8 protein-coding genes and 1 riboswitch are annotated in these 23,913 nt (G+C 63.8%); of the genes, 4 read left to right on the forward strand and 4 right to left on the reverse strand.

Annotated elements, in window-relative coordinates:
• Window positions 1-263 precede the first annotated feature (263 nt).
• Window positions 264-11,243, forward strand: coding sequence for an InlB B-repeat-containing protein (locus GS424_RS00570; protein WP_160940738.1), 10,980 nt, complete (start codon window positions 264-266; stop codon window positions 11,241-11,243).
• 10 nt (window positions 11,244-11,253) lie between these two features.
• Entirely contained in the window at window positions 11,254-11,829 is a 576-nt protein-coding gene (locus tag GS424_RS00575) for a DUF4238 domain-containing protein (RefSeq protein ID WP_160940737.1), read from the forward strand.
• A gap of 200 nt (window positions 11,830-12,029) precedes the next feature.
• On the opposite strand, the gene GS424_RS00580 is transcribed toward GS424_RS00575, so the two are convergent.
• On the reverse strand, window positions 12,030-12,635 hold the full coding sequence (locus GS424_RS00580) for a cytidylate kinase-like family protein (RefSeq protein ID WP_160940736.1): 606 nt from the start codon (window positions 12,633-12,635) through the stop codon (window positions 12,030-12,032).
• Window positions 12,636-13,092: 457 nt separating this feature from the next.
• The gene (locus GS424_RS00585; protein WP_160940735.1) at window positions 13,093-14,913 is read right to left on the reverse strand and encodes a flavocytochrome c; all 1,821 of its coding nucleotides are present in this window, start codon (window positions 14,911-14,913) and stop codon (window positions 13,093-13,095) included.
• A 176-nt stretch (window positions 14,914-15,089) separates the two neighbouring features.
• On the opposite strand from GS424_RS00585, the gene GS424_RS00590 reads away from it, so the two are divergent.
• Window positions 15,090-16,571, forward strand: coding sequence for a response regulator transcription factor (locus GS424_RS00590; protein WP_160940734.1), 1,482 nt, complete (start codon window positions 15,090-15,092; stop codon window positions 16,569-16,571).
• Between the two features lie 374 nt (window positions 16,572-16,945).
• Here GS424_RS00590 and GS424_RS00595 read toward each other — a convergent pair whose 3' ends face one another.
• Window positions 16,946-18,463: an alanine/glycine:cation symporter family protein gene (locus GS424_RS00595; protein WP_436231607.1), complete on the reverse strand. Its 1,518-nt coding sequence runs from the start codon at window positions 18,461-18,463 to the stop codon at window positions 16,946-16,948.
• A 113-nt stretch (window positions 18,464-18,576) separates the two neighbouring features.
• Window positions 18,577-18,688: riboswitch (glycine riboswitch) on the reverse strand.
• A 243-nt stretch (window positions 18,689-18,931) separates the two neighbouring features.
• On the opposite strand from GS424_RS00595, the gene GS424_RS00600 reads away from it, so the two are divergent.
• Window positions 18,932-23,353 carry an MSCRAMM family protein gene (locus tag GS424_RS00600; protein WP_160940732.1) on the forward strand — a complete coding sequence of 1,474 codons (4,422 nt, stop codon included), beginning with the start codon at window positions 18,932-18,934 and terminating at the stop codon, window positions 23,351-23,353.
• On the opposite strand, the gene GS424_RS00605 is transcribed toward GS424_RS00600, so the two are convergent.
• Entirely contained in the window at window positions 23,350-23,793 is a 444-nt protein-coding gene (locus GS424_RS00605; RefSeq protein ID WP_160940731.1) for a MarR family winged helix-turn-helix transcriptional regulator, read from the reverse strand. The genes GS424_RS00600 and GS424_RS00605 overlap by 4 nt on opposite strands.
• Between the last annotated feature and the right edge of the window lie 120 nt (window positions 23,794-23,913).

Here is a 23,913-nt window from a genome sequence, read left to right on the forward strand (position 1 = left end):
TCTAAAAATTGATACCCCGTTCTTCATATCTTGGGAAGTTTCCGTGATAAAATGGATATTGGGTATATAGCATTTATTTCGCATCCCCGGATGTCGAAAACGAATGCCCGTTGCCTACCACGAGAACGGCAAGTTTTTTCAGCATATTCGACAACGTATGAGCTCATGGCACGTGCAAAACATCTTGCGCGCATGGCTCGATAGCTGCGGGGCTCCGCGGCGATTGAAACCTCCCGCAGATGGCGAGAGTTTGGGTGATGAATATGTTGGAGAAAATGCTCGATCTTAAAAACACGTTCGAGGGCAAGTTCCTCGCCGTCTTCATGTCGGTGGTGCTGGTGATGTCGATGACGAACATCCTGGCATTCGCGGGCGACGAAGGCGAGCTGCCCGCTGTCGAGGGCGAATCTACCGAGCAACCCGAGAAAGCGGCCGAGCCGGTGGCGGAAGCCTCCGACGAGAAGGTCGTGGACGAAGCCGTGCAGCACGGCGAGGACGCCGCTGCCGCGGATGCCGATGCGTCGAAGACGACGTCTTCCGAGCCGCTCGTGTCGACGGCCGTCGACGAGGCCGTCGTGACGTTCGAGACCGACAACGCGTTCGTGTCCATCAAAGATCAGCTGCTTTCCGGCACCACGCTGACCACCGAGCTGCACAAAGAGCTGCGGTTCACGGCAAGCGCCGACACCGGCTTCGAGCTGGGAACCATCACCGCGAAGAACGCCGCGAACGTCGACGTGCCCGTCACCACCCAAGACGGCGTGTCCACCATCGCGGCCGACTACGTCGACAGCACGCTCGTCGTGACCGTCGCGGCCACCCCCGTCGCCACCGACGAGCCCGAGGTTGAAACCAAGCCCATCACCAGCGACACCAAGATCGAAGGCGGGGAAGTGGACGCCGACCAGGGCGATCAGCCCGAGGCCGAGCAGCCCGAGACGCCCGTCGTCGACGAAGACGTCGTCGAAGTGGAAGCCGACGTCAGCAGCCCCGCGTTCGAGGGCTACGCCCAGGCGGGCGACGTACTGGTGAAGGTAACCGCCGCCGAGGGCATCCTGCCCGAAGGCACCACCGTGCAAGCGGTGCAGGTCACGAGCTCGACCGTTATGGACGCGGTTGAGAATGCCGTGGAGCGGCAGGGCAAAGAGCTGGAAACCGCCGTTGCCATCGACGTGACGCTTGTCGGCCCCGAAGGCAACGTCATCCAGCCGAGCGCCTCCGTGAACGTCTGCTTCTTCAATGCCGGTATCGCCGGCGAAACCATGGGCGTGTACCACGTATCCAACGACGGTTCGAGCGTGAGCCCCGTCTCCGCCCGTCAAGCCGATGCCGCCGCGCAGAGCTTCGACGTGAGCCATTTCTCCATCTACGTTGTGACGGTTGAGGGGACGCCTCAGCTCGCCACCTATAATTTCTACGGTGTGGATGGCGCGACGCTTCTTGACCGGCAGATCGTGAAAACCGGCGACACCCTGTACGAGCCCAAGACTCCCACCGTGGACGAAGGTCAGTCCTTCCAGGGCTGGTACGCTAAGAACGGCAGCGAATGGGCGGGCAAGTTCAGCGCCTTCGGCAAGCAGACGGTTGCCGGTACGGTCACTTACGATCTGTACGCCAAGTCTTCCAAGGCATACTACGTGTACTTTATGGACAACTCGGGCAGCCGCGTCTTCACCACCAAGTCGGGGACTTCCGGAGACGTCATCGCGACCGACGTGACGTTCCCGCTTGCTCCGAACGAAAGCGTGACCGGTTGGTATACCGATGCGGACCGCACGAACAAGGTTGATTCGGTCGAGCTGAAAGACTCGAGCGTCACGCTGTATCCGAAGGTCGAGACGGGCAAATGGATAACCTTCGATGCCAAGGGCGGATCGTACGCAACGCCGCAGTTCGTCGGCGTGGGAGACGTCTCCTCCGAACCTGCCGAACCCACGCGTTCGGGCTATAGCTTTGCGGGTTGGTACGGCAACGAGTCGTGCGAGGGAGACGCCTATTCGTTTGGCTCCGGGCTTGCCGAGGATACGACGCTGTATGCAAAGTGGGAAGCTGCCAAAGCGAACTACAGCGTTGTCGTGTGGCTGGAAGCAGCCGACTCGACGCACGAGGAAGAGCAATACGACTACGTGACGACGCTCGACTATCAAGGGACGACCGATGAAGCCGTAGCGCTTCCCAGCGCTTCGGAGATCAAGTCCAGCGTCGGCACTTTTGCGATTGACAACAAGCACATTATGGACGCGGTCGACGAGTCGAGCGATAAGACCATCACCGTGAAGGGTGACGGTACGGCGATTGCCAACGTGTACCTGAATCGTGTCGAGTACACGATTGATCTGCAGTGCACGAAGGGGAGCAGCAGCAACAAGAAAGACTATACGACCGCGAGCACCATCACGGCGAATTACGGTGCCGATATTTCTGCGCAGTGGGCCGAGGCCACGAAGAAGATAAACAATGCGTACGGCGTCCGCGTTTGGGTGGCGAATCCGAGCGACCCCGGAACTACGAGCAACCCGGTCATTGCTCCATTTCAGACGATGACGGAGAATCGAACGCTCTACTACGTCAAGAACGGAACGGCCCTTCACCACCTCGAGTTGTACGTCGAGCAGGTGGGGAACACAAAAGAGATCGGCAAAACCAGCGCTACCGACAAGAGGTACAATTCGGGCTATCGGTATTCGAACAACTACAATACCAGCATGTTCGAGATCGAAGACACGCTGGTGTTCAACGGTACGGGCGTGCATGCGACGATTGCCAACTACGTGAACGCTCTGAGCGGGTACGAATGGGTCGGCGCTGACCTCGCGAGCAACCAGGGATTCTTCAACCAAGGCGGCACGTGGACGGCGCGTCACTATTTCCAGAGGAAAGCTTATACCATCACCTTCAACAACGAGGGTTCGGTACGCACGAGCGAAGCCATCAAATACGGCTGGTCGATCGAGGATGAGGGGGAGGAACCGAGCGCGAAGGACGCGGGCGTTCCGGAAGGCTCCACATTCGCGGGCTGGTACACGTCTCCGACGTTTGCCGAGGGGACGGAATTCGACTTCGCCGACGCAACCATGCCGGCTCGAAACCTGGCATTGTACGCAAAGTGGGTGCTTCCCACCTACCAGGTCACCTATTATGCCGACATGGGCGGATCCTCGGTGGCGACCCAGCATGAGGTTGCCTACGGAAAGACGACGTCCAGCGAGCCTTCCTCGATCGTCGACGTTCCCGAGGGATACAAGTGGGTCGGTTGGATGACGCGCTCCGGTTCCGACGGAGACTATACGTACCTACCCTTCAATTTCGATACGCAAGCGTATGGCGATATCGAGCTGTACCCCTACTATATTAATAACGAAAGCTACTCGGTATCCTACGATGCGAACGGCGGCACCGGCGACGTGCCGACCGACGGACTTGAGTATGCGCAGGGAAGCTTTGCCGAAGTGGCCAAGAGCACGCTCACGGCGCCTTCTGAAAACCAAACGTTCCTTGGGTGGAGCACGCATGTCGACGGTAGCGGCACGAGGCATTATCCCGGCGGCATGGTGCAGCTTGGCAACGCCGACATTACGCTTTACGCGCAATGGGGGCAGCCGGCGCCGCAAACGTCGTTGACCTACGATGCCAACGGTGGAACGGGCGACTCGGCTACCATCGACCTTGCCAATAACGAGGAGACGGTTCTGAAGGCGGCGAAGGATCTGGGCTTCGGAGCGCCTCGGGTTGGCATGCATTTTGCGGGATGGAATACCGAGAAGGATGGTTCGGGCACTGCCTTTGAGGCGGGCGCGGCGGCGCGGGTGAACGTCGATGAAGGAGAGAACGTTCTGTATGCCCAGTGGGCGATGGACGATGATACCGCTTACAGGATCGAAGTGTACTACGAGGCCAACGGCGAGTACGGAGACCCTGAGATTCACCAATCGGCCGGCACGACCGATGCCGAAGCGTCCTTGGATGTTGCAGACTACGCAAAAGCGGGCTACACCTTCGACGAGGCGGCCGACAACGTGCTCGATGGAACGATTGTTGGCGACGGTTCTCTTGTGTTGAAGGCGTACTTCAAGGAGAACACGGCGCTGATAACCTATCAGGCAACCGACGGCGGCAGCGTGTCCCGGGAAAGCGAGACGCTCCGCGTGATCAGCGGTGAGGCCGCGGGTTCGAAGGCTCAGCCCCATGCGGCGACGGATGTCGACCCCGGCTATTACTTTGTCGGTTGGAGCGTGGGCGATTCCTCGGACATCGTTTCAACGGAGCTCGAGCTCGACAAGGCGGCCGTCGAGAGGTTCGCTACGAGCGAGGGATTGTACGTGCCCACCGCGTTCACGGCTCATTTTGCCGCGAAGAAGGCATTGAAGATCCTGTCGAAGTCCGATACGTTCACGTATGACGGCACGCCTCATGTTGCGTCGGATACGACGTTCGAAGGCGACAACGACGTTGCCGTGCACGGCGTTACCGCGCGAGCTGAGGAAACCAACGCCGGTACCTATCCCGTCACGTTCCGTGATAAGGACAAGCTGGAAATCAAAGAAGCGGAGACGGGAAAGGACGTTACGGACCAGTATGCCGTAACGTATGAGGAGGGCACGCTGACCATCGAGAAGCGCCCGATTGCTTTGACGGGCGAGGGATGGTCGGAATCTCAGCAGTACACGGGAAAGGCCTATACTTCGGACCAGTATGAGGTTGAACCGTCGAGCGGATCTGATGGTCGGCAGCCCGGAGGCACGAGCGGGTTGGTTCAGGGTCAGTCCGTATCGACCCAGTACCGCATCAACGGAACGATTCCCGGAATATACGCGGGTTCGTTCGACGCCATCACCATTCTTGATGGCGACAGCGACGTCACCGCGAATTACACGATTAACACGACGGTCGGCGCGCTGGAGATCGTTGCTTCGCAGAAGCCGCTCGTGATCACGGCGGTGTCGAAGTCGTGGAGGTACGACGGGGAGACGCATTCCGATAGCGGGTATACCGTCTCGTACGGCGGTTCTGCTGTCACTCGGAACGAGGATGGTTCGTACACGCTGCCCACGGGCGACACGGTAACCGCCACGGTGTCGGGCTCGGTGAAGAACGTCGCCGACGGCTCTGAGGGCAACAACGAGATCACCGGTTTCGAGGTGGGGAATAGCGGCTACTATGCCAATGTGAACAGCGAGAACGGCACTTTGACTATCACGCCGCGTTCGGTGGATCTGACGAGTGCGGCGGCGACCAAGCCGTACGACGGTTCGCCGCTGACGGCATCTGACATTACCGTGTCGGGCGACGGTTGGGTTGCTGGCGAGGGCGCCGATTACGCCGTCACAGGGTCGCAAACTGCGGTTGGTTTCTCCGATAACACGTTCGACTACACGCTGAAGAGCGGCACGACGGCCACTAACTACGCTATCGCCAAGCACGTCAACACGCTGACGGTCACATCGCGTCCGGATAACGCCAAGTTCGAGATCACGGTCGAAGCCAACTCCGGCACGTTCACGTACGACGGCACCGAGCAGAGCGTCTCGGGTTTGAAGCAGACCGAGTTCACCATCGGCGACGTTACCTTCACGGTTACGGACCTTGAGGCAGGCGCTACGGGAACGAACGCGAATGCGTACGATGCGAACGTCACCGGCAATCCTGTTGTGACCGATGAGGGAGGTAACGTTGTTACCGATCAGTTCCTCATCAAAACGAAGAACGGTTCGCTCGTCATCGAGAAGCGTCCGCTCACGCTGACGTCCGCCACGCTCTCCAAGGTCTACGACGGCACGCCGCTGGCGAACGGCGATACCGCGCTCGCGGTCGAAGAGGGCTGGGCCGAGGACGAGGGCGCGACCTACGAGTTCGCGAATTCCGTGTCCCAGCCTGGCGAGACGAAGTCGAACGACTTCGCCGTCGTGCCGAACGAGGGCACGAGCCTCGACAACTACGATGTGACCAAGACCGAGGGCCAGCTGACCATCGTGAACCGTCCCGAGGACGTCAAGTACGACGTGAATGTGACGGCCAACTCCGGCACGTTCACCTACGACGGCACCGAGAAGACGGTGTCCGGCTTCGCGAATGAGACCGACCGGGGCGTCCCCGTGGTGGCTGACGGCCGCACGTACTACGTGAAGGGCCTGACCTCCGCGGCGTCCGGCACGAACGTGTCCGACTCCGTGGGCTCCGTTCCCGTTGAGGGCGCGGCTGAGGTGTTCGACGAGAGCGGCGAGGATGTGAGCAGCGAGTTCAACGTCTCGGTCAACCCCGGCTCGCTCACCATCAACAAGCGTTCCGTTGTTCTGACCAGCGAATCCGGCCAAAAGCCGTACGACGGCTATCCGCTGACCAACGACGCGGTGAATGTGTCGGGTGACGGCTGGGCCGAGGGCGAGGGCGCGACCTACCAGGTTACGGGCTCCCAAACCCTAGTCGGCTCTTCTGACAACGTGTTTACGTATGCCCTCACGAACGGGGCGATTGAAGACAACTACGCGATCGAGACGCTCTTCGGAACGCTGCGCGTGGCCAACGCCGAAGCCAGATTCGAGGTGACGGTGACGGCCAACTCCGGCACGGCAACCTATGACGGAAGCGAGCATGCCGTCTCCGGTCTCGTGGGCGAGACCGACCAGGGCGTGCCGGTGCAGGCAAACGGGCTGGAATTCTACGTTACGGGGTTGACGGCCGGAGCCTCGCGCACCGACGCCGGTGACTACCCGGTCAACGTGAGCGGCATGCCGACGGTGCAGGACGCCAACGGAAACGACGTAACCAACCAGTTCGACGTGAAGACCAAGAGCGGTTCCCTCGTCATCGAGAAGCGTTCGGTGGCGCTGCAGAGCGGTTCGAGCGAGAAGGTCTACGACGGCAAGCCGCTGACCAACGACACGGTGAACGTGTCGGGTGACGGCTGGGCCGAGGGCGAGGGCGCGACCTACCAGGTGACGGGCTCCCAGATCAACGTGGGATCCGCGCCCAACGCGTTCACCTACGTGCTTGACAGTGCTACGAAGGCCGAAAACTACAGCATCAAAAAGAGCGAGGGCACGCTGACGGTGAAGGACCGCGAGACGAGGTTTGACCTGACGCTTGAGGCGAACTCGCTGAAGACCACGTATGACGGCACCGAGAAGTCCGTCAGCGGGTTGAAGCAGACGGAATTCACCATCGACGGCGTCACGTTCACCGTATCGGGCATCGTCGCCGAGGCCACGGGAACCAATGCGAATACCTACCAGGTGATCCCGAGCGGCGACGCGAAGGTCACCGACGCTGCGGGTAACAATGTGACTAGGCAGTTCAACATCGTGTACAAGCAGGGTACGCTGACCATCGATAAGCGTCCGCTCACGCTGACGTCCGCCACGCTCTCCAAGATGTACGACGGCACGCCGCTGGCGAACGGCGGTACCGCGCTCGCCGTCGAAGAGGGCTGGGCCGAGAACGAGGGCGCGACCTACGAGTTCACCGGATCGGTGAAGCTGCCTGGTGCGACGACCTCCAACGCGTTCAAGGTCGTCCCGAACGAGAATACGAGCCTCGACAACTACGAGCTGAACAAGACGGAAGGCCAGCTGACGATCGAGGATCGCAACGACGATGCGAAATACGCCGTAGACCTCGAGGCCAACTCCGGCACGTTTACCTACGATGGCCAGGAGAAGTCCGTTGACGGCTTCGTCCAGACCGAATTCACGATCGACGGTGCCGTCTACACGGTGACGGGGCTTGAAGCGAAGGCCACGCGCACCGATGCAGGTACGACGACGGTTGGTATCGTCGGCACGCCGGTGGTTCTCGATGCTGACCAAAACGATGTGACGAAGCAGTTCAGGGTGTCGCTCAAGACCGGCTCCCTGACGGTGGACAAGCGTGTTGTGGTGCTCACGAGCGCGACGGATACCAAGCCGTTCGACGGCACGGCGCTGACGAATACCGAGGTGAACATCTCGGGCGATGGCTGGGCCGCCGATGAAGGCGCCACGTACGACGTCACCGGCTCGCAGACCATCGTGGGCTTCTCCTCGAACGCCTTCACGTACGAACTGGCAAGCAATACGAAGGCCGAGAACTACCAGATCGACAAGCGCGAAGGTACGTTGACGGTGACGAGCCGCGATGCCAAGTACGACGTGGAGGTGGAAGCCAAGTCGGCCACCTATACCTATGACGGCGAGAAGAAAACCGTGTCCGGATTCGAAAACGAAACTGAGAAGGGCATAGCCGTCCAGGCGGAAGGTCGCACCTATTACATCACCGGCCTTAGGGCTACTGCCGAGCTGACCGACGTCGACACCGTCTTGTCGAACGTGATGGGCAACCCGACGGTGCGCGACGCCGACGACAACGATGTGACGAACGAGTTCAGCATCGAGGCCGTCGCCGGTTCGCTGACGGTTGAGAAGCGCAAGGTGAGCGTGACGAGCGCTTCCGATACCAAGGAGTACGACGGCGAAGCCCTGGTGGCGCATCGCGTCATCGAAGCGAGCGAGGGCTGGGCCGAAGGCGAGGGTGCGAGCTACACCTATTCCGGGTCGCAGAAACTCGTCGGGTCGTCGCCGAACAACTTCGAGATGGTGCTCAATGAGAACACGAAGGCGTCGAACTACGAAATTAAACTTATCGAGGGCCTCCTGACGGTGACCAACCGCGATGCCGCATTCGACGTGACGGTAAAGGCCGCGTCGGCAACGGTGCTCTACGATGGCGACAAGCACTCCGTTACCGGCTTCGAGAACGAGACCGTTCAGGGCGTTCCCGTCCAGGCGGGCGGGGCCACCTATTACGTCTCCGGCCTGACCGCGAACGCCGTCGGCACCGATGCTGGCACGTTCGTTACGCGCGTTGACGGCACCCCGGTGGTGCACGACGCCGACGGCAACGACGTGAGCAAGCAGTTTGCCGTCACGCCTGAGCCCGGAAAGCTTGTCGTGGACAAGCGCTCCGTGGTTCTGCAGAGCTCTTCCGCCAGCAAGATGTACGACGGCGAACCGCTCACCGGCGGCGAGGTTGCCGTGTCGGGCGATGGTTGGGCGACGAACGAGGGCGCCGATTACACGTTCACCGGTTCGCAGAAGCTGGTCGGCACGTCGGACAATACGTTCGACTACGTGCTGAACGGAGGCGCGAAGGCGGAGAACTACCAGATCGACAAGCGGTACGGCTCGCTCGCGGTGATGAGCCGCGAGGCTCAGTACGCGGTTACGGTGACGGCGAATTCCGCGACGGTCACCTATGACGGTGCCGAGCATGCCGTGTCCGGCTTGCAGGACCAGACCGATCGGGGCGTGGAGGTGCAGGCCGATGGCCGTACCTACTACGTCAGCGGTCTCGAGGCCGGCGTGTCGGGCACCGACGCCGGTACCTACGTGGCGACGGTGAGCGGTACCCCCGTCGTGCGCGACGCCGGCGGCAACGACGTGACCAGCCAGTTCGCCGTGAATACGCAAAGCGGCTCGCTCGTCATCGAGAAGCGCACGCTGACGCTGGAATCGGCTAGCCATTCCAAGACGTATGACGGCAGGCCTCTGACGAACGGCTCTGCCCCGCTTGCCGTGGAGGACGGTTGGGCTGCGAACGAAGGCGCATACTATGTGTTCACCGGCTCGGTGACGCTGCCCGGTGCGGCTGCTCCGAACTCCTTCGTCATCAAGGTGAACGACGGCACGAACCTCGACAACTACGTGGTGAGCAAGACCGAGGGGCAGCTGTCCGTCGGGAACCGCGACGCTCGCTACGAGGCCACGGTGACGGCCCAGTCCGGTACGTTCACGTACGACGGCGCTGAGCACGCGATCGACGGCTTCGTCGATCAGACTGCCCAGGGCGTGCCGGTTCAGGTTGACGGCCAGACTTACTACGTGTCGGGCTTGATCTCCCATGCTTCGGGCACCGACGTGGTCGATTCCGTCACGTCTGTTCCGGTCGAGGGCGGTGCCGTGGTGAAGGACGCCGACGGCAACATCGTGAGCGATCAGTTCAACGTGAAAGTTGAAGCTGGCAGCTTCGCCATCGAGCCGGCCGAGCTTGTGATTACGGCCGACGATACCGGCAAGCGCTACGGCGACGGCGATCCTGCGTTGACGGCTTCCGTGTCGGGCCTCGTTTCCGGCGATACGTTCGAGGGCTCCTACGTGGTGACCCGTGCGGCTGGCGAGAATGCGGGCACGTACGATATCACGGTGAGCGACGTGCAGCTGGGCGAGCGCAGCAACTATACCGCCAAGACGGCTCCGGGACGCTTCATCATCGCGCCGGCCGGCGAAGTGACGCTTATCGTGAACGACGGCAGCAAGACGTACGACGGCACGCCGCTCGAGCCCACCGGGTTCAATCCCATCGGCTTGGCCCCGGGCGATACCGTTGAAGTGGTGTACGGCGGCTCGCAGACCGAGGCCGGCACAGGCGAAGGCACCATCACGAGCTACCTTATCCGCAATGCGGCGGGCGAGGACGTGACGGCCAACTACCCGACCGTCAATGTCGAACCGGGCACGCTGCGCGTTGATCCCATGCAGGTGGTCATCACGGTTGCCGACGCTTCCAAGGTTGCAGGCGCTGCTGACCCCGCCTTCACGGGCGCGCTGTCTCAGCAGCTGGTGAACCCGGACGATCTGGGCGTCGTCACGTACGTTCGCACGGGCACGGACGAGGCCGTTGGCGTGTACGCCGATGCGCTTACGGCCGAGTTCACGGCGAATCCGAACTACGCGGTGCAGGTGGTCAACGGCACGTTCACCATCACGGCTGGTGGCACCACGGGTCCGACCACGCCGACCACGCCCACGACTCCCACGACGCCGACCGCTCCGGTCGCCCCGACGCCGCTTCCGGCAGCGCCGGGCACGCCGCTGGCCGACAACCCGCTGACGGCCATCGTCACGCCCGTGGTTGATGCGCTGCAGGGGGCCGTTGAGACGGTCATCGGTGACAACGAGACGCCGCTTGCCCAAGGCGAGCCGCGTGAAACCGAGATCGAGGACGACGGCACGCCGTTGGCCTCCGGCTCGCATGCATGGTGCTGGGTGCATTGGTACATCATCCTCGGCATCATCGTGTCGGTTCTTTATGCCGCATGCGTGGCGCTGCGTCGCGGGCTGTTCTCGCACAAGCTGAAGACGTACGAAGACGATCTGACCGGGGGCGGCGACCCTGCTCCCGGCGCTCCGTCGACCAACGACGACGCGACGGCGCCGGTTATGCCGAAGGGCGCTCCGGCTGGCGCGACGCTGGCCGCCGGTCTGGGCGAATAGGGGTTTCATCATGAAGAAAAGCAACGTGATCGTATTCGTCCTGCTGGCTTTGGCCTCGGCGTTCTTCCTGTGGCTCTGGTTCTTCCTGGGCCTCAACCAGGTTGACGAGCCGCTCGACCTCGTGTTGTCCATCGTGTGGTGGGCGGTCATCGTGGTTGCCATCGCCGTCATCGTGAAGATGGAGCGCACGCGCCGCCAGCGCGTTCGCACCGTGTACGTCGGTGATCAGGCAACGTTCAACAGCGAGCGGGGCTTGGCGGCCATCGAGGGCTCCCAGCCGATGCCCGAGGTGATTGCCGGGATATTGCAGAACTTGAAGTACGATTTCTCGAGGGAGGATTTCCCGGACAAGGATCGGTTCACCGTGAAGTACTTCGTGCGCACGAAGCAGTTCGACGCCGAAGAGAAGCAGGATGCCGAATCGGCCGAGGTCGAGGAGCGGGCATCCGCCGATGCGGCGGAGCCGCACATCGAGCAGAAGACGTGGAAGGGCGAGGTATTCATCGTGGAAACGAAGGAAGAGCGCCCCTTCGACACGCCGGAGGAGCTGGCAAGCATCCTGGCCTCGCTCGAGCAAGCAGCCTAAAGCGAACGGCCCCGGCTAATGCCGGGGCCGTTTTGCGCCTCCTCCTACGCGCTGCGCCACCTCCGCATTGCGTCCCCGCAATGCGCCCCCACATTGCGCCCGCGAAAAGCTCTTTGGTCCGCACGCGCTTACGCGGGCGCCACAGGGAGAGGCGCAATGCGGGGGGGGGGGGGCTCAATGCGGGAGGCGCATTACGCCCCCTACTTCCCCCGGGCTTCTACGAACGCCTTGATCACGGAGACTGCTCCGAGTGCGTCCAGGTCGCCGGAGTTGATGCAGAGGTCGTAGTTGCGCGCCTGGCCCCAATTCTCGTCGGTGAAGTAGCGGTAGTAGTTGGCGCGGTTCTTGTCGACGCGGGCGATGCGGCTGCGCGCGTCGGCCTCGGAGAGGTCGTTACGGCGCATGACGCGCGCGATCCGCGCCTCCATGGGCGCGCTGACGAACAAGCTGACGAGGCCGGGATGGCCGTTCAACACGTAGTCGGCGCAGCGGCCGACGATGACGCACGGCCCCTCGTCGGCGATGGATTTCAGGATGTCTACCTCGGTCTTGTAGATGCGCGATGCCACCGGATGCTCGATGTCGGTGCCGCAGAAGAAGCTGTTGGGGTTGAGCAGCAGCGGCCGCATGGGTTTCTCGTCGAAGTCCTCGACCACGTCGCCGCTGAGGCCGCTCTCCTCGGCGATGCGCTTGAGCAGCAGCTTGTCGTAGTATGCGATGCCCAGCTCGCTTGCGAGGCGCTCGCCGATCTCGCGGCCGCCGCTTCCGTACTCCCTGCTGATCGCGAAGACGAGATGCTGCTCCATGCTGGTCCCTTCCGTATTCCTGCGGGTTCGACGCGAATGTGCTGCCGTCATTGTACCCGAAAAAGGGCCCCGTCCGGAGGGAGGGCGCGGGTTGCTCTCGCGGCGGATGCGGGCAACGAGCGTTTTGCGCGAAGCAAGCGCGACCGGCACGCGATTTCCCGCGAAGTAGGCAATTTTGACGTTTTGCGACCTTTACGCGCTCAAACGCTCTCGAACGCTGCCCGCTGATGCTTGCCGCTTTTGACGTGCGTGCGACTGACCTGCTGTTTCGTATGCGGTGCAGAAATCGGTCGGTTTCGAGGCGGGGGCGGAAGGTCGCAAAACGTCAAAATTGCTTGGAATGTTCGGATGCGCGTGCCCGATCGTCGGGAAGATCAAGCGGCCGCGCCCGGAGGGAGGGCGCGGCCAGGGAGGGGTGGGTCCGACGCAAAGCGCGGGATCTTGAGAGAGGGTGGCGCTACGCCGTGAACGCCGCGGCGTTCTTGCCGGCGATGCGCCCGAACGTGTAGATGTCGGACATCGAGCAGGAGCCCAGGCGGTTCGTGCCCATCTTGTGACCGGCCACTTCGCCGGCTGCGTACAGGCCCGCGATGGGCGTCTCGGTGTCGTCGAGCACCTGCGCGTCGGTGTTGATGTGCAGGCCGCCCATGGTGTAGTGCACGGCCGGCTTGTAGGCCATCAGGTAGTAGGGGCCGTCTTCGATGGCGTTGAAGTCGCCGCGGAAGTTGAAGTCGGGGTCGTTGCCGTCCTTGCAGTACTGGTTCCACTTCTCGACGGTCTTCGCCAGCTCGGCGGCGTCCACGCCGAAGGGCTCGCACACGGCTTCCAGCGTGTCGCCCTTCACGATGATCTTGCGGGCCTCGAGGTTCTCGTACTCGTCCTCGTGCGTGACCAGCAGACCCGTTTCGTCGGCGTTCGACTGGTTGAACAGCATGTACGCCTTGCCGTCGGTCTGCTCGACGATGGCGTTGGACAGCACGTCGCGACGGTCGAGCTCCTCGACGAAGCGGTCGCCTTCCTTGTTCACCATGATGGCGCGGCTCTCGAGGCGCACGTCGCCCACGTACAGCAGCGAGCCGGTTTCGGGGTCGCACACCGGGTAGGTTTGGATGTACTGCATGTCGATGAGGTTCGCGCCCGCGGCCTCGCCCATGGTGATGCCGTCGCCCGTGGCGCCCACCGAGTCGGTGGACAGGATGGAGTCGTCCATCGCCGGGTTGTACTTCACGCGCATGTCGATGTTGGAGCCGAAGCCGCCGCTGGCCAGCACCACGGCCTTGCATGCGATGATGGACTCGGCGCCGGTGACGTTGTTCTTCACCTTCACGCCGGTGATGGCGTCGCCGCTCTTCACCAGCTCCACCGCGGGCGTGTTCTTCGCCAGCGTCAGCGTGTCGATCTCGCCGGCGCGCTTCGTCAGCTTCGTGGTCATCTCGCTGCCGCTGTGGGTGATGGGGATGATCGAGCGCTTCGTGTTGTGGCCGCCGAACTGCATGAGGTCGTGCTTCCACGAGATGCCGCCCTCGAAGGTGAGCCACTGCGAGCTGTCCAGCGCGCCTTCGGCGATGATCTGCACGAGGGCCGGGTCGCCCGCGTTGTCGCCGCCGTCCAGCATGTCCTTCGCCAGCGCGTCGGGGCTGTCGGCGATGCCCTCCTGCACCTGAATCCAGTTGCCGGGCGCGGCCATCTCGCCGCCGGACAGCGCGGTGTCGCCGCCGAACACGCCCATCTTCTCCAGCAGCACGACGTTCTTGCCCTCGTTGGCCGCCGTGATGGCCGCCGCGAAGCCGGCACCGCCGCCGCCGATGACCACGACGTCGGTGGACGCGGGCAGCTCGGCCTGCGCAGGCGTGGCCTTGTCGCGCTTCTTCCAGTCGCTCGATTTCTGACCGGCCTGGTCGAGCGCGTCGCCTACGGCGCCGATGAACGCCATGCTGGACAGCGTGGCGCCCGACACGGTATCCACGTTGAGCGTCTGGTTGTCCACGATCAGCTGCGTGAGCTCTTCCATGGCCACGTCGCCCATGCCCGGCGTCTCGCGCGAGTTGAGGACGGTGATGCGGTCGAGGTTGCCGTCGGTGACCATGACCTCCACGTCGAACTGCCCGTGCTTGCCCATGCCCGACCCCACGCCGGCGGAGCTGCCTGCGCCCGAGCCGTTCGACGAGCCCTTCGCGTCGGACGAACCGCTGGGCGCGCACCCGGCCAAAGCGAGCGTGCCGCCCAATGCGGCCACGGCGCCGCCGGTGATGAACTGCCTACGAGAAAAACGTTCCATGATACTTTCCTCCCTTACGTTGGTGCGCCTTATCCCTGATCAAGCGCTGATGCCAGCCTACGCGTTTGGAGGTTTCGGACAATTGTCCGTCCGGGTTAAATGCTTAACCCGCGCTATAACCCTCTTGCAAGCTGGCCTTTCTTGGGTATCATGGGAGGGCGATTGAGGGGAGGAGCGTGGCTCAGAAAGCGCAACAAGGGTTCGTCGATCGGTGGAAAGCCGTGTTGCTGCGCGTGGCGGCTATCCCCTTCGTGTTCTTCGGGGTGGGGTTCTACCGCGCATGGCTCGCGACGTTCTTCCGCTACGACGCGTTCCCCACCATCTCGGTGTTCGACTACTTCCTGTTCGAAGGGGCCATCGGCATCGTGTCGCTGGCGCTGGCCTTCGCGGCGCGCCGCGTGACGCCGCTATGGGCGAACCGCACGGCGGTGCTGCTGACGGGCGCGTGCATGGTGGGCGGATCGGCGCTCATCGTGCTGGCGTGCTTCGTGGTGCCGTCGCCGGCGCTCAAGGTGGTGGGCCTGCTGGCGGCGGGCGGCGGCCTCGGGTCGCTCATCCTCATGTGGGCCGAGTTCTACGGCTCGCTCAACCCCATGCGGGTGGCGCTGTATCACGCCATGGCCATCTTCGTGGGCGAAGTGGTGAAGTGGCTGTTCATGGGCATGTCGGTGCCGTACCTCGCGTTCTTCTCCATCGTGCTGCCGCTCGTGTGCCTCGCGTGCGTGCGCTCGAGCATGCGGCGCCTGCCCGAGCGCGACTTGCCGCCGGCCATGAACGAGGGCGATCCGAAGACCATTCCCTGGAAACCCATCCTGCTGATGGCGGTGTGCACGTTCGCGGGCGGCTTCGGCGCGCTGCCCACGCAGCTGCTGGTGCCGGGCAACGTGCTGGGCGCGATGTTCGTGACGGCCCTCGTGTTCTTCGGCGTGCTGTCCGCCTCGCGCTGGTTCAACTTCGACACCATCTACCAGCTGGCGTTTCCGCTGTTCATCGTGGGCTTCCTGTTCGTGATGCCCACGTTCGGGACGAACGCGCAGATCATGGCGCTGTGCTACGACGCGGGCTACACCATGCTGTCCATGTACATCATGATCGTCATGAGCAACATCACGTACCGGTTCGGCGTGAACGCGGTGTGGATCAACGGCATCGAGCGCGGCATCCGCTACGTGGTGGAGCTGGTGGGATGGCTCGCGTTCGCCGGCGCGTCGGCGAACCTGGGCGAGGAGGCCACGTCGGTGCTGTACGGCGGCGTGGCGGTTGCCGTGGTGCTGACGTTCGTCGTGATCTTCTTCACCGAACGCGGGCTGTCGGCGAAGTGGGGCATCGTGCTGAAGGACGACCCGATGGGGAGCGCGTCGGCCGAGGGACGGATGGCCATCCGCGTGTCCGACCTGTCGCACGCGTACAACCTCAGCCCGCGCGAGGAAGAGGTGCTGCAGCTTATCGCCCAGGGCGACACCGTGGCCGAGATCGAGGACGTGCTGTACGTTTCGCAGGGCACCGTGAAGGCGCACATCAACCATATTTACCGCAAGTTCAACATCCACAGCAAGAACGAGCTGTTCGAGCTGCTCAACGACGTGGAGAAGCCGGTGCGCAAGGGCCGCCGCTCCGCCTCGCAAGGCTGGGAGGACGAGGAACAGCAGACGGGGTAGGGGCGTCGAGCGCGTTTGCTGCTTCGCGAACGAACGCTTCGCGTGGGGGCGCGCGTGGTTCGGCACGGGATTTCCCGCGAAGTAACCAATTTTGACGTTTTGCGACCTTTCATGAGCCTTTGAACTCCGAATGAACACGGCCGCTTTTATCACATGTGCGAATGACCTGCTGTTTTGCGGATAACGCAAAACGTGGTCGGCCCCGTGACAGGGCCAAAAGGTCGCAAAACGTCAAAATTGGTTACTTCGCGGGAATTTGCGTGTCGAGCGTGTCGAACTGCGCGCTTCGCCCCCCCCCAACGCAAGAGCACCCCCTCGGGGTTGCGATCCGAGGGGGTGCTCTCTGCTGTTGCGCGCTTGACGCGCGGAGTGGGTTAGTTGGCCGCTCCCAAACGGTCGTCCAGCGGGTCGATGGGCGGGATGTCCCAGTTGTCGCCGGGCAGATGCGGCGCCATCTCGTCCTCGTTGCCGGCGGCGGCCAGACGCGCGAAGTAGTCCTTCGTCTCCTTCACCACCACGCCGGACAGCGCGATGAGAGCGATCATGTTCGGCAACGCCATCAGGCCGTTGAAGATGTCGGCGATGGTCCACACGGCGGCCACGGTCATGTAGGGGCCGATGAACACGGCGGCGATGTACAGCCAGCGGTACGTCTTCACGGCCTTCATCGAGCCGTTGCTGAAGTACTCGAGGCAGCGCTCGCCGTAGTAGTCCCAGCCCAGGATCGTGGTGAAGCCGAACAGCACCAAGCACGCCATCAATACGAATGATACCACTTCGCCGGGGATGAACGGCAGGCCCGCCTGAAATGCGGCAGTGGTCACGGCCGCGCCTTCGAGGCCGGGGATCTGGTACGCGCCGGTCATGACCAGCGCGAGGCCGGTCATCGAGCACACCACGATGGTGTCCAGGAACGTGCCGGTCATGGACACGAGGCCCTGGCGCACCGGCTCCTTCGTCTGCGCGGCAGCGGCGGCGATGGGCGCGGAGCCCAGGCCGGCCTCGTTCGAGAAGATGCCGCGCGCGATGCCCTTCTGCATGGCGATGATGATGGCGCCCAGCATGCCGCCCGCGGCCGCCTGCAGGCCGAACGCGCTCTGGAAGATGGTGGCGAACGCGCCGGGAATCTTGTCGAGGTTCGTGACGATGAGGATCAGCGAGAAGCCAACGTACAGCACCACCATGGCGGGGATGACGCGCTCGGACACCTTCGCGATGCGCTTCAAGCCGCCGATGACCACGAGGCCCACCAGCACGGCCAGCACGATGGAGCCGATAACGGTGAAGATGGAGTAGTCCATGCCCAGGATGTTCACGGTTGCGCTCTTCTCGGGGTCGAAGAACCCGGTGATCGCGCTGGAGATAGAGTTGACCTGCGTGAACGTACCGATGCCGAACAGGCCCACGCACATGCCGAAGAACGCGAACACCTTCGCCAGCCAGCGCCAGTTCTTGCCCATGCCGCGCTCGATGTAGTAGAACGGGCCGCCCAGCACGTGGCCGGTCTTCTTGTCGACGCTGCGGTACTTCACGGCAAGCAGGCCCTCGGAGAACTTCGTCGCCATGCCGAACAGCGCTGCCAGCCACATCCAGAACATCGCGCCGGGGCCGCCGGCCACGATGGCCGTGGCCACGCCGACGATGTTGCCGGTGCCGATGGTGGCTGACAGGGCCGTGCACAGCGCGCCGAAGCTGGTCACTTCGCCTTCGCCGCCGGTCTCGTTCTTGATCATATAGCGCAGCGCGCGCGGCAGCTGCCGGAACTGCACGCCTCGCAGGCGCACGGTGAGCAAAATGCCGCCGAACAGGATCAACACCATGAGCGGCACGCCCCAGATGAAGTCGTCTATAGCGACGAGCCCATCGTTGATCATACTAAAAAAGCCTTCCACCACGTTCCTCCTTCAACCAACTTCGTACGGGCAACTTCTGCGAAACCCGTGTACGACGTGGCTGTTCTGGAGGATGTGAGGGAAGGCGTGCGTTCATGCTCGCGCGACAAGCCTAGCTTTGCTCTGTCCTTTTGCCTGAGAGTTTCAGCGGCATCGCCTTCGCGGCGATGCGCCTTGCCCCTTCGGCACCCGATCCGATGGTCGGGATTCTCCAGAGGCCCCTTCCACGCCCTGTTTCTTTCGATCCAGGACGCATCAACGGGGTGACGCTATGAAATTGTGCAGCTGATTGTAGCAAGGAACGCATCCGTTGTTAAGCCGTTGTTTGACATTTCTGGAAATCGGGAATTGTTGCGGGATGGTTGCGGGGCCGCTACGGGCAGAGCACCGTTCGCGAGCCTCAGCTGCGGGCGGGACCGTCCTCCGTATTGTTGCTGCCAATACAACATTTCAAAGAGGAGGTCCTGTATGGCTCCCCAGCCGACTGTTCCCACCTGTCCGCCTTCGCGCGCGGGGCGCTTGCGCGCGTTCTTCGTGCTGATGGGGTTGGTCGTCCTGTGTCTGCTGGCGTTCCGCTCGCCGGCGTTCGCCGAGGAAGCGACGCCCGACGTCGCCGACGACACGCCCACGCCGCGTGCGGCTATGGACGTCACCGACAAGGTTTCCATCGACGGCATCAAGCTGCAGAAGAAATCGGGCAGCACCTGGCAGGACATTCCTGCCGGCACCACGTTGACCAGCGGAGCGTACGTGCGCATCTACATCGACTGGAGCATTCCCGACATGACCGATGTGAATGCGAACGACACGTTCACCTTCACCATCAACGGCGAGGACCACTTCCTCGCCAGCGACTTCGGGCCCGTCGACCTCGTCGATCCGGGCACGTCGAAAGTCATCGGCTCGTACGTGGTCAACGGAAACCGCGACGCGAACGGCTCGATGATTCCCGGCAAAGCCATCACCATCGTCACGACGCTTTCGGCCGAGGGCGCGGAGTTCCCGTCGCTGCACAGCGGGTTCTTCTCGCTTGAGGGCTACGTGACCGGCACGGGCGACGACATCGTGTTCGAGGTGAACGGCGAGCTGCTGCCGTCGATCAACGTCGATCCGCCCTCGACCGGGCCGCTGCCCGGGACGCCGCTGCTGAAGTACGGCTCGCAGGTTGCAGGCCAGAACCAGATCGTATGGGACATCGGCGTGAACTTGGATAACATCGTGAACGCGTACGCGGGCTACGCGGCGGGCGGCTCGGATCCCTCGCCGCAGCAGCGCAACCTCCTGCTGACCGACGAGTTGCAGGGCGGCCAGGCCATCACGTCGAGCGGCGTGGTGGTGTACATGCCCATCGTGGCCACGACCGATGCGGGCGAGGCGCAGACCGAGCAGTACGCGGCGTACCCCCTCACCGACCTGTTCGCGTTGGTTGACAAGTCGGCGGCCGACGGCATGACGCAGGACGAGTTCGCCAACAGCGTGCGGTTCGCGGCCGATCCCACCATCGGCGTGTGGGAGAACCGCGTGGTGTACATCGGCTTCGGCAACGTGCCCACGGGCGACGGCTCGAGCGCGCTCAACATCGGCAAGATCCTGAACGGCCAGGGCGAGCTGGGGCTTTCCCAGCTCCTTGATCAGAAGGGCGTCACGCCTGCGCAGAAGGCCATCATCATGAAGTACTTCAGCGCATCGGGCCCGAACAAGGGCGACTTCACGTCGTTCATCATCGAGCTGCGCACCGACGCGTCCGAAACCGGCCAGTACGACAACACCGCCACGCTGACGTACGGCGACAGCTCGTCGGAGCAGTCGTCGGGCGCCGCGCACTTCACTGTGATCTCGGGCGGCGTGGAGGTCAGGGACGGCAAGGCCGTGCTGACCAAGGTTGACGCGGGCGATGCCGGCATCACGCTGCCGGGCGCGGTGTTCAAGTTGGAGAAGATGCAGCCCGATAACTCATGGGCGACGGTTGCCGGCTCGGAGCGCTTGACGACCGACCCTGACGGCCTGATCACGGTGACGGGGTTGCTGCTGGGCCAGTACCGCTTCGTCGAGCTGGAGCCGCCTGCGGGCTACGTCATGGAATCGGAGCCGGTTGAGTTCGCCATCACGTCGGCCACGCCGAACCACACCGTGGCGGTGTCGGCGAAGAACTCGAAGAGCCCCGTGCTGGGCAAGGTCGTGCTCACGAAGGTGGACGCGGACGCGCCGGGGACCGTGCTGCCGGGCGCCGTGTTCAAGCTCGAGGCGCAGACGGCCGACGGCTGGGAGCCGGTGGCGGGCTCGGAGAGCCTGACCACCGACGGGAACGGCCTCATCGAGGTGACGGACCTCCCGATGGGAGCGTACCGTTTCGTCGAGCTTTCGGCCCCCGAGGGCTACGAGCTGGAAACCGCCCCGGTGGAGTTCGAGCTGACGGCGGACGCGCCTGAGCTGACGGCGGCCGTGACGGCGACGAATACCAAGAGCCCGGTGCTGGGCGGAGCCGTGCTGAAGAAGGTGGACGCCGGTTCGCCGGCGACCGTGCTGCCCGGCGCGACGTTCAAGCTGGAGCAGCGGCTGGCCGACGACACGTGGGAGACGGTCCCGGGCCACGGCGCGCTCGTGACCGACGGCGACGGTCTCGTCACGGTCGCTGACCTGCCGGTCGGCTCGTACCGCTTCGTGGAGACCGCCGCCCCCGAGGGCTACGTGCTGGACGAGACCCCGCGCGAGTTCGCCATCGATGCTGCGGCGCCGGCGCCCGTCGTCGTGAACATCACGGCGGAGAACGCCAAGGAGCCGCCGGTGGGCAAGGTGGTGCTGACGAAGGTCGACGCCGATTCGCCGACGACCGTGCTTCCCGGCGCCGTGTTCAAGCTCGAGGCTCAGACGGCCGACGGCTGGGAGCCGGTGGCGGGCTCGGAGAGCCTGACCACCGACGAGAACGGCCTCATCGAGGTGACGGACCTGCCGATGGGGACGTACCGCTTCGTCGAGCTTTCGGCCCCCGAGGGCTACGAGCTGGAAACCGCCCCGGTGGAGTTCGAGCTGACGGCGGACGCGCCCGAGCTGACGGCCGCCGTGACGGCCACGAATACCAAGACCCCCGTTTTCGGAAAGGCGGTGCTGACGAAAGTGGACGAAGAGAACCCCGGCGCCACGCTGCCCGGCGCGACGTTCAAATTGGAGCAGCGGCTCGCCGACGACTCCTGGGAGACGGTCCCCGGCCACGACGCCCTCGTGACCGGCGAGCAGGGCGTCATCGAGGTCGCAAACCTCCCGGTGGGCTCGTACCGCTTCGTGGAGACCGCCGCCCCCGAGGGCTACGTGCTGGACGATACCCCGCGCGAGTTCGCCATCGACGCCGCGGCGCCGGCGCCCGTCGTCGTGAACATCACGGCGGAGAACGCCAAGGAGCCGCCGGTGGGCAAGGTGGTGCTGACGAAGGTCGACGCGGACTCGCCGACGACCGTTCTGCCCGGCGCCGTGTTCAAGCTGGAGGCCCGGACGGCCGACGGCTGGGAGCCGGTGCGGGGCTCGGAGAGCCTGGCCACCGACGGGAACGGCCTCATCGAGGTGACGGACCTGCCGATGGGGACGTACCGCTTCGTCGAGCTTTCGGCCCCCGAGGGCTACGAGCTGGAAACGGAGCCGGTGGAGTTCACCCTGACGGCGGACGCGCCCGAGCTGACGGCCGCCGTGACGGCGACGAATACCAAGACCCCCGTTTTCGGAAAGGCGGTGCTGACGAAAGTGGACGCCGACGCGCCGGGGACGGTGCTGCCCGGCGCGACGTTCAAGCTGGAGCAGCGGCTGGCCGACGACACGTGGGCCGTGGTGGACGGCCACGACGCGCTCGTGACCGACGGCGACGGCCTCGTCACGGTGACGGACTTGCCCGTGGGCTCGTACCGCTTCGTGGAGACCGCCGCCCCCGAGGGCTACGTCCTCGACGATACCCTGCGCGAGTTCGCCATCGACGCGACCGCGCCGAACCCGGTGGTCACGCTCACGGCAACGAACGCCAAGGAGCCGCCCGCGCCGCTCGGCAAGGTGGTGCTCACGAAGGTCGACGCGGACGACGAGTCCGTGAAGCTTCCCGGCGCCGTGTTCAAGCTGGAGTCTCAGCAACCCGGCGGAAGCTGGGAGGTCGTGCAGGGCTCGGAGCGCCTGACGACGGATGCGAACGGCCTGATCACGGTGACGGACCTGCCGATGGGAGCGTACCGCTTCATCGAGCTGACGCCGCCCGAGAGCTACGAGCTGGAAACCGCCCCGGTGGAGTTCACCTTGGCCGAGGACACGCCCGACTACACGGCCGCCGTGACGGCCACGAACAAGAAGACCCCGGTGCTGGGCGGCGCGCTGCTCACGAAGGTCGATGCCGACGAGCCGGCGACCGTGCTTCCCGGCGCGACGTTCAAGCTGGAGCAGCGCCTGGCCGACGACACGTGGGCTGTGGTGGGCGGCCACGACGCCCTCGTGACCGACGAGCAGGGCATCATCGAGGTCGCGAACCTCCCGGTGGGCTCCTACCGCTTCGTGGAGACCGCGGCCCCCGAGGGCTACGTGCTGGACGAGACGCCGGTGGAATTCGCCGTGGCGGTGGGTCAGCCGTCAAAGGCCGAGCTCACCATGAAGAACGCTCCGGTGCCGCCCGACCCGGTGGACCCGGTCGACCCTACGGATCCGACCGATCCCACCAACCCGACGAATCCCACGACGCCGGGCACTCCGTCGACCACGCAACCGTCGACGTCGAATCCGCCCAGCAAGATTTCGCCCATGGCCTCGATTGCCCGCACGGGTGACGCGGTTCCCTTCGCGGTGCTGGGTGTGCTGGGCGCGCTCGCGGTAGGCGCTCTCGCCACGGCGTTGCTGGTGGCCCGCCGTCGAGCCCGTCGCCGCTAGTTGTCCTCGGTGAAGTTGTCGGCGTTCTCTTTGAGCTTCGCCAACACGGCGACGAACGTGTCTATATCCGCCTGGTCGATGCCCTCGATCAGGCGGTCCGCCGCGTCGACGGTGATCGGTTGCACGGCCATGACCAGCTCGTGCGCCTTGTCGGTCACCGAGATGGCGTGGGCGCGCCGGTCGGACTTGTGCTGGTTGCGCACCACGAGGCCCTTGCGCTCGAGCGTGTCCAGGTAGCGCGTGATGGTGGCCTGCTCCTTGCGCGTGCGTTCGGCCAGCTGCTTCTGCGAAAGCTCGCCCGCGCTGTCCAGCTGGTTGATGAGGTTCCACTGGCCAGGCGTGATATCGTAGGGCTTCAAAGCGGTTTCAAGCGATTTGGCAATGGCACGCTGGGCGTCGTAAACGAGGAATCCGATGAGGCTGTTATGCTGGTTGATCATTCTTGACCTGCTTCTGGCATGTCGCGCGAAGGTGGGGAGGGGCGAGCGGAAGGGCTCCGCACGCTGCGCTGGCCACGCTGAACGGCGATAAGGACTATAAAGTACCTGCTCAATTAATCA

It is taken from the genome of Eggerthella guodeyinii (genome assembly GCF_009834925.2).
Classification (GTDB): Bacteria; Actinomycetota; Coriobacteriia; order Coriobacteriales; family Eggerthellaceae; genus Eggerthella; species Eggerthella guodeyinii.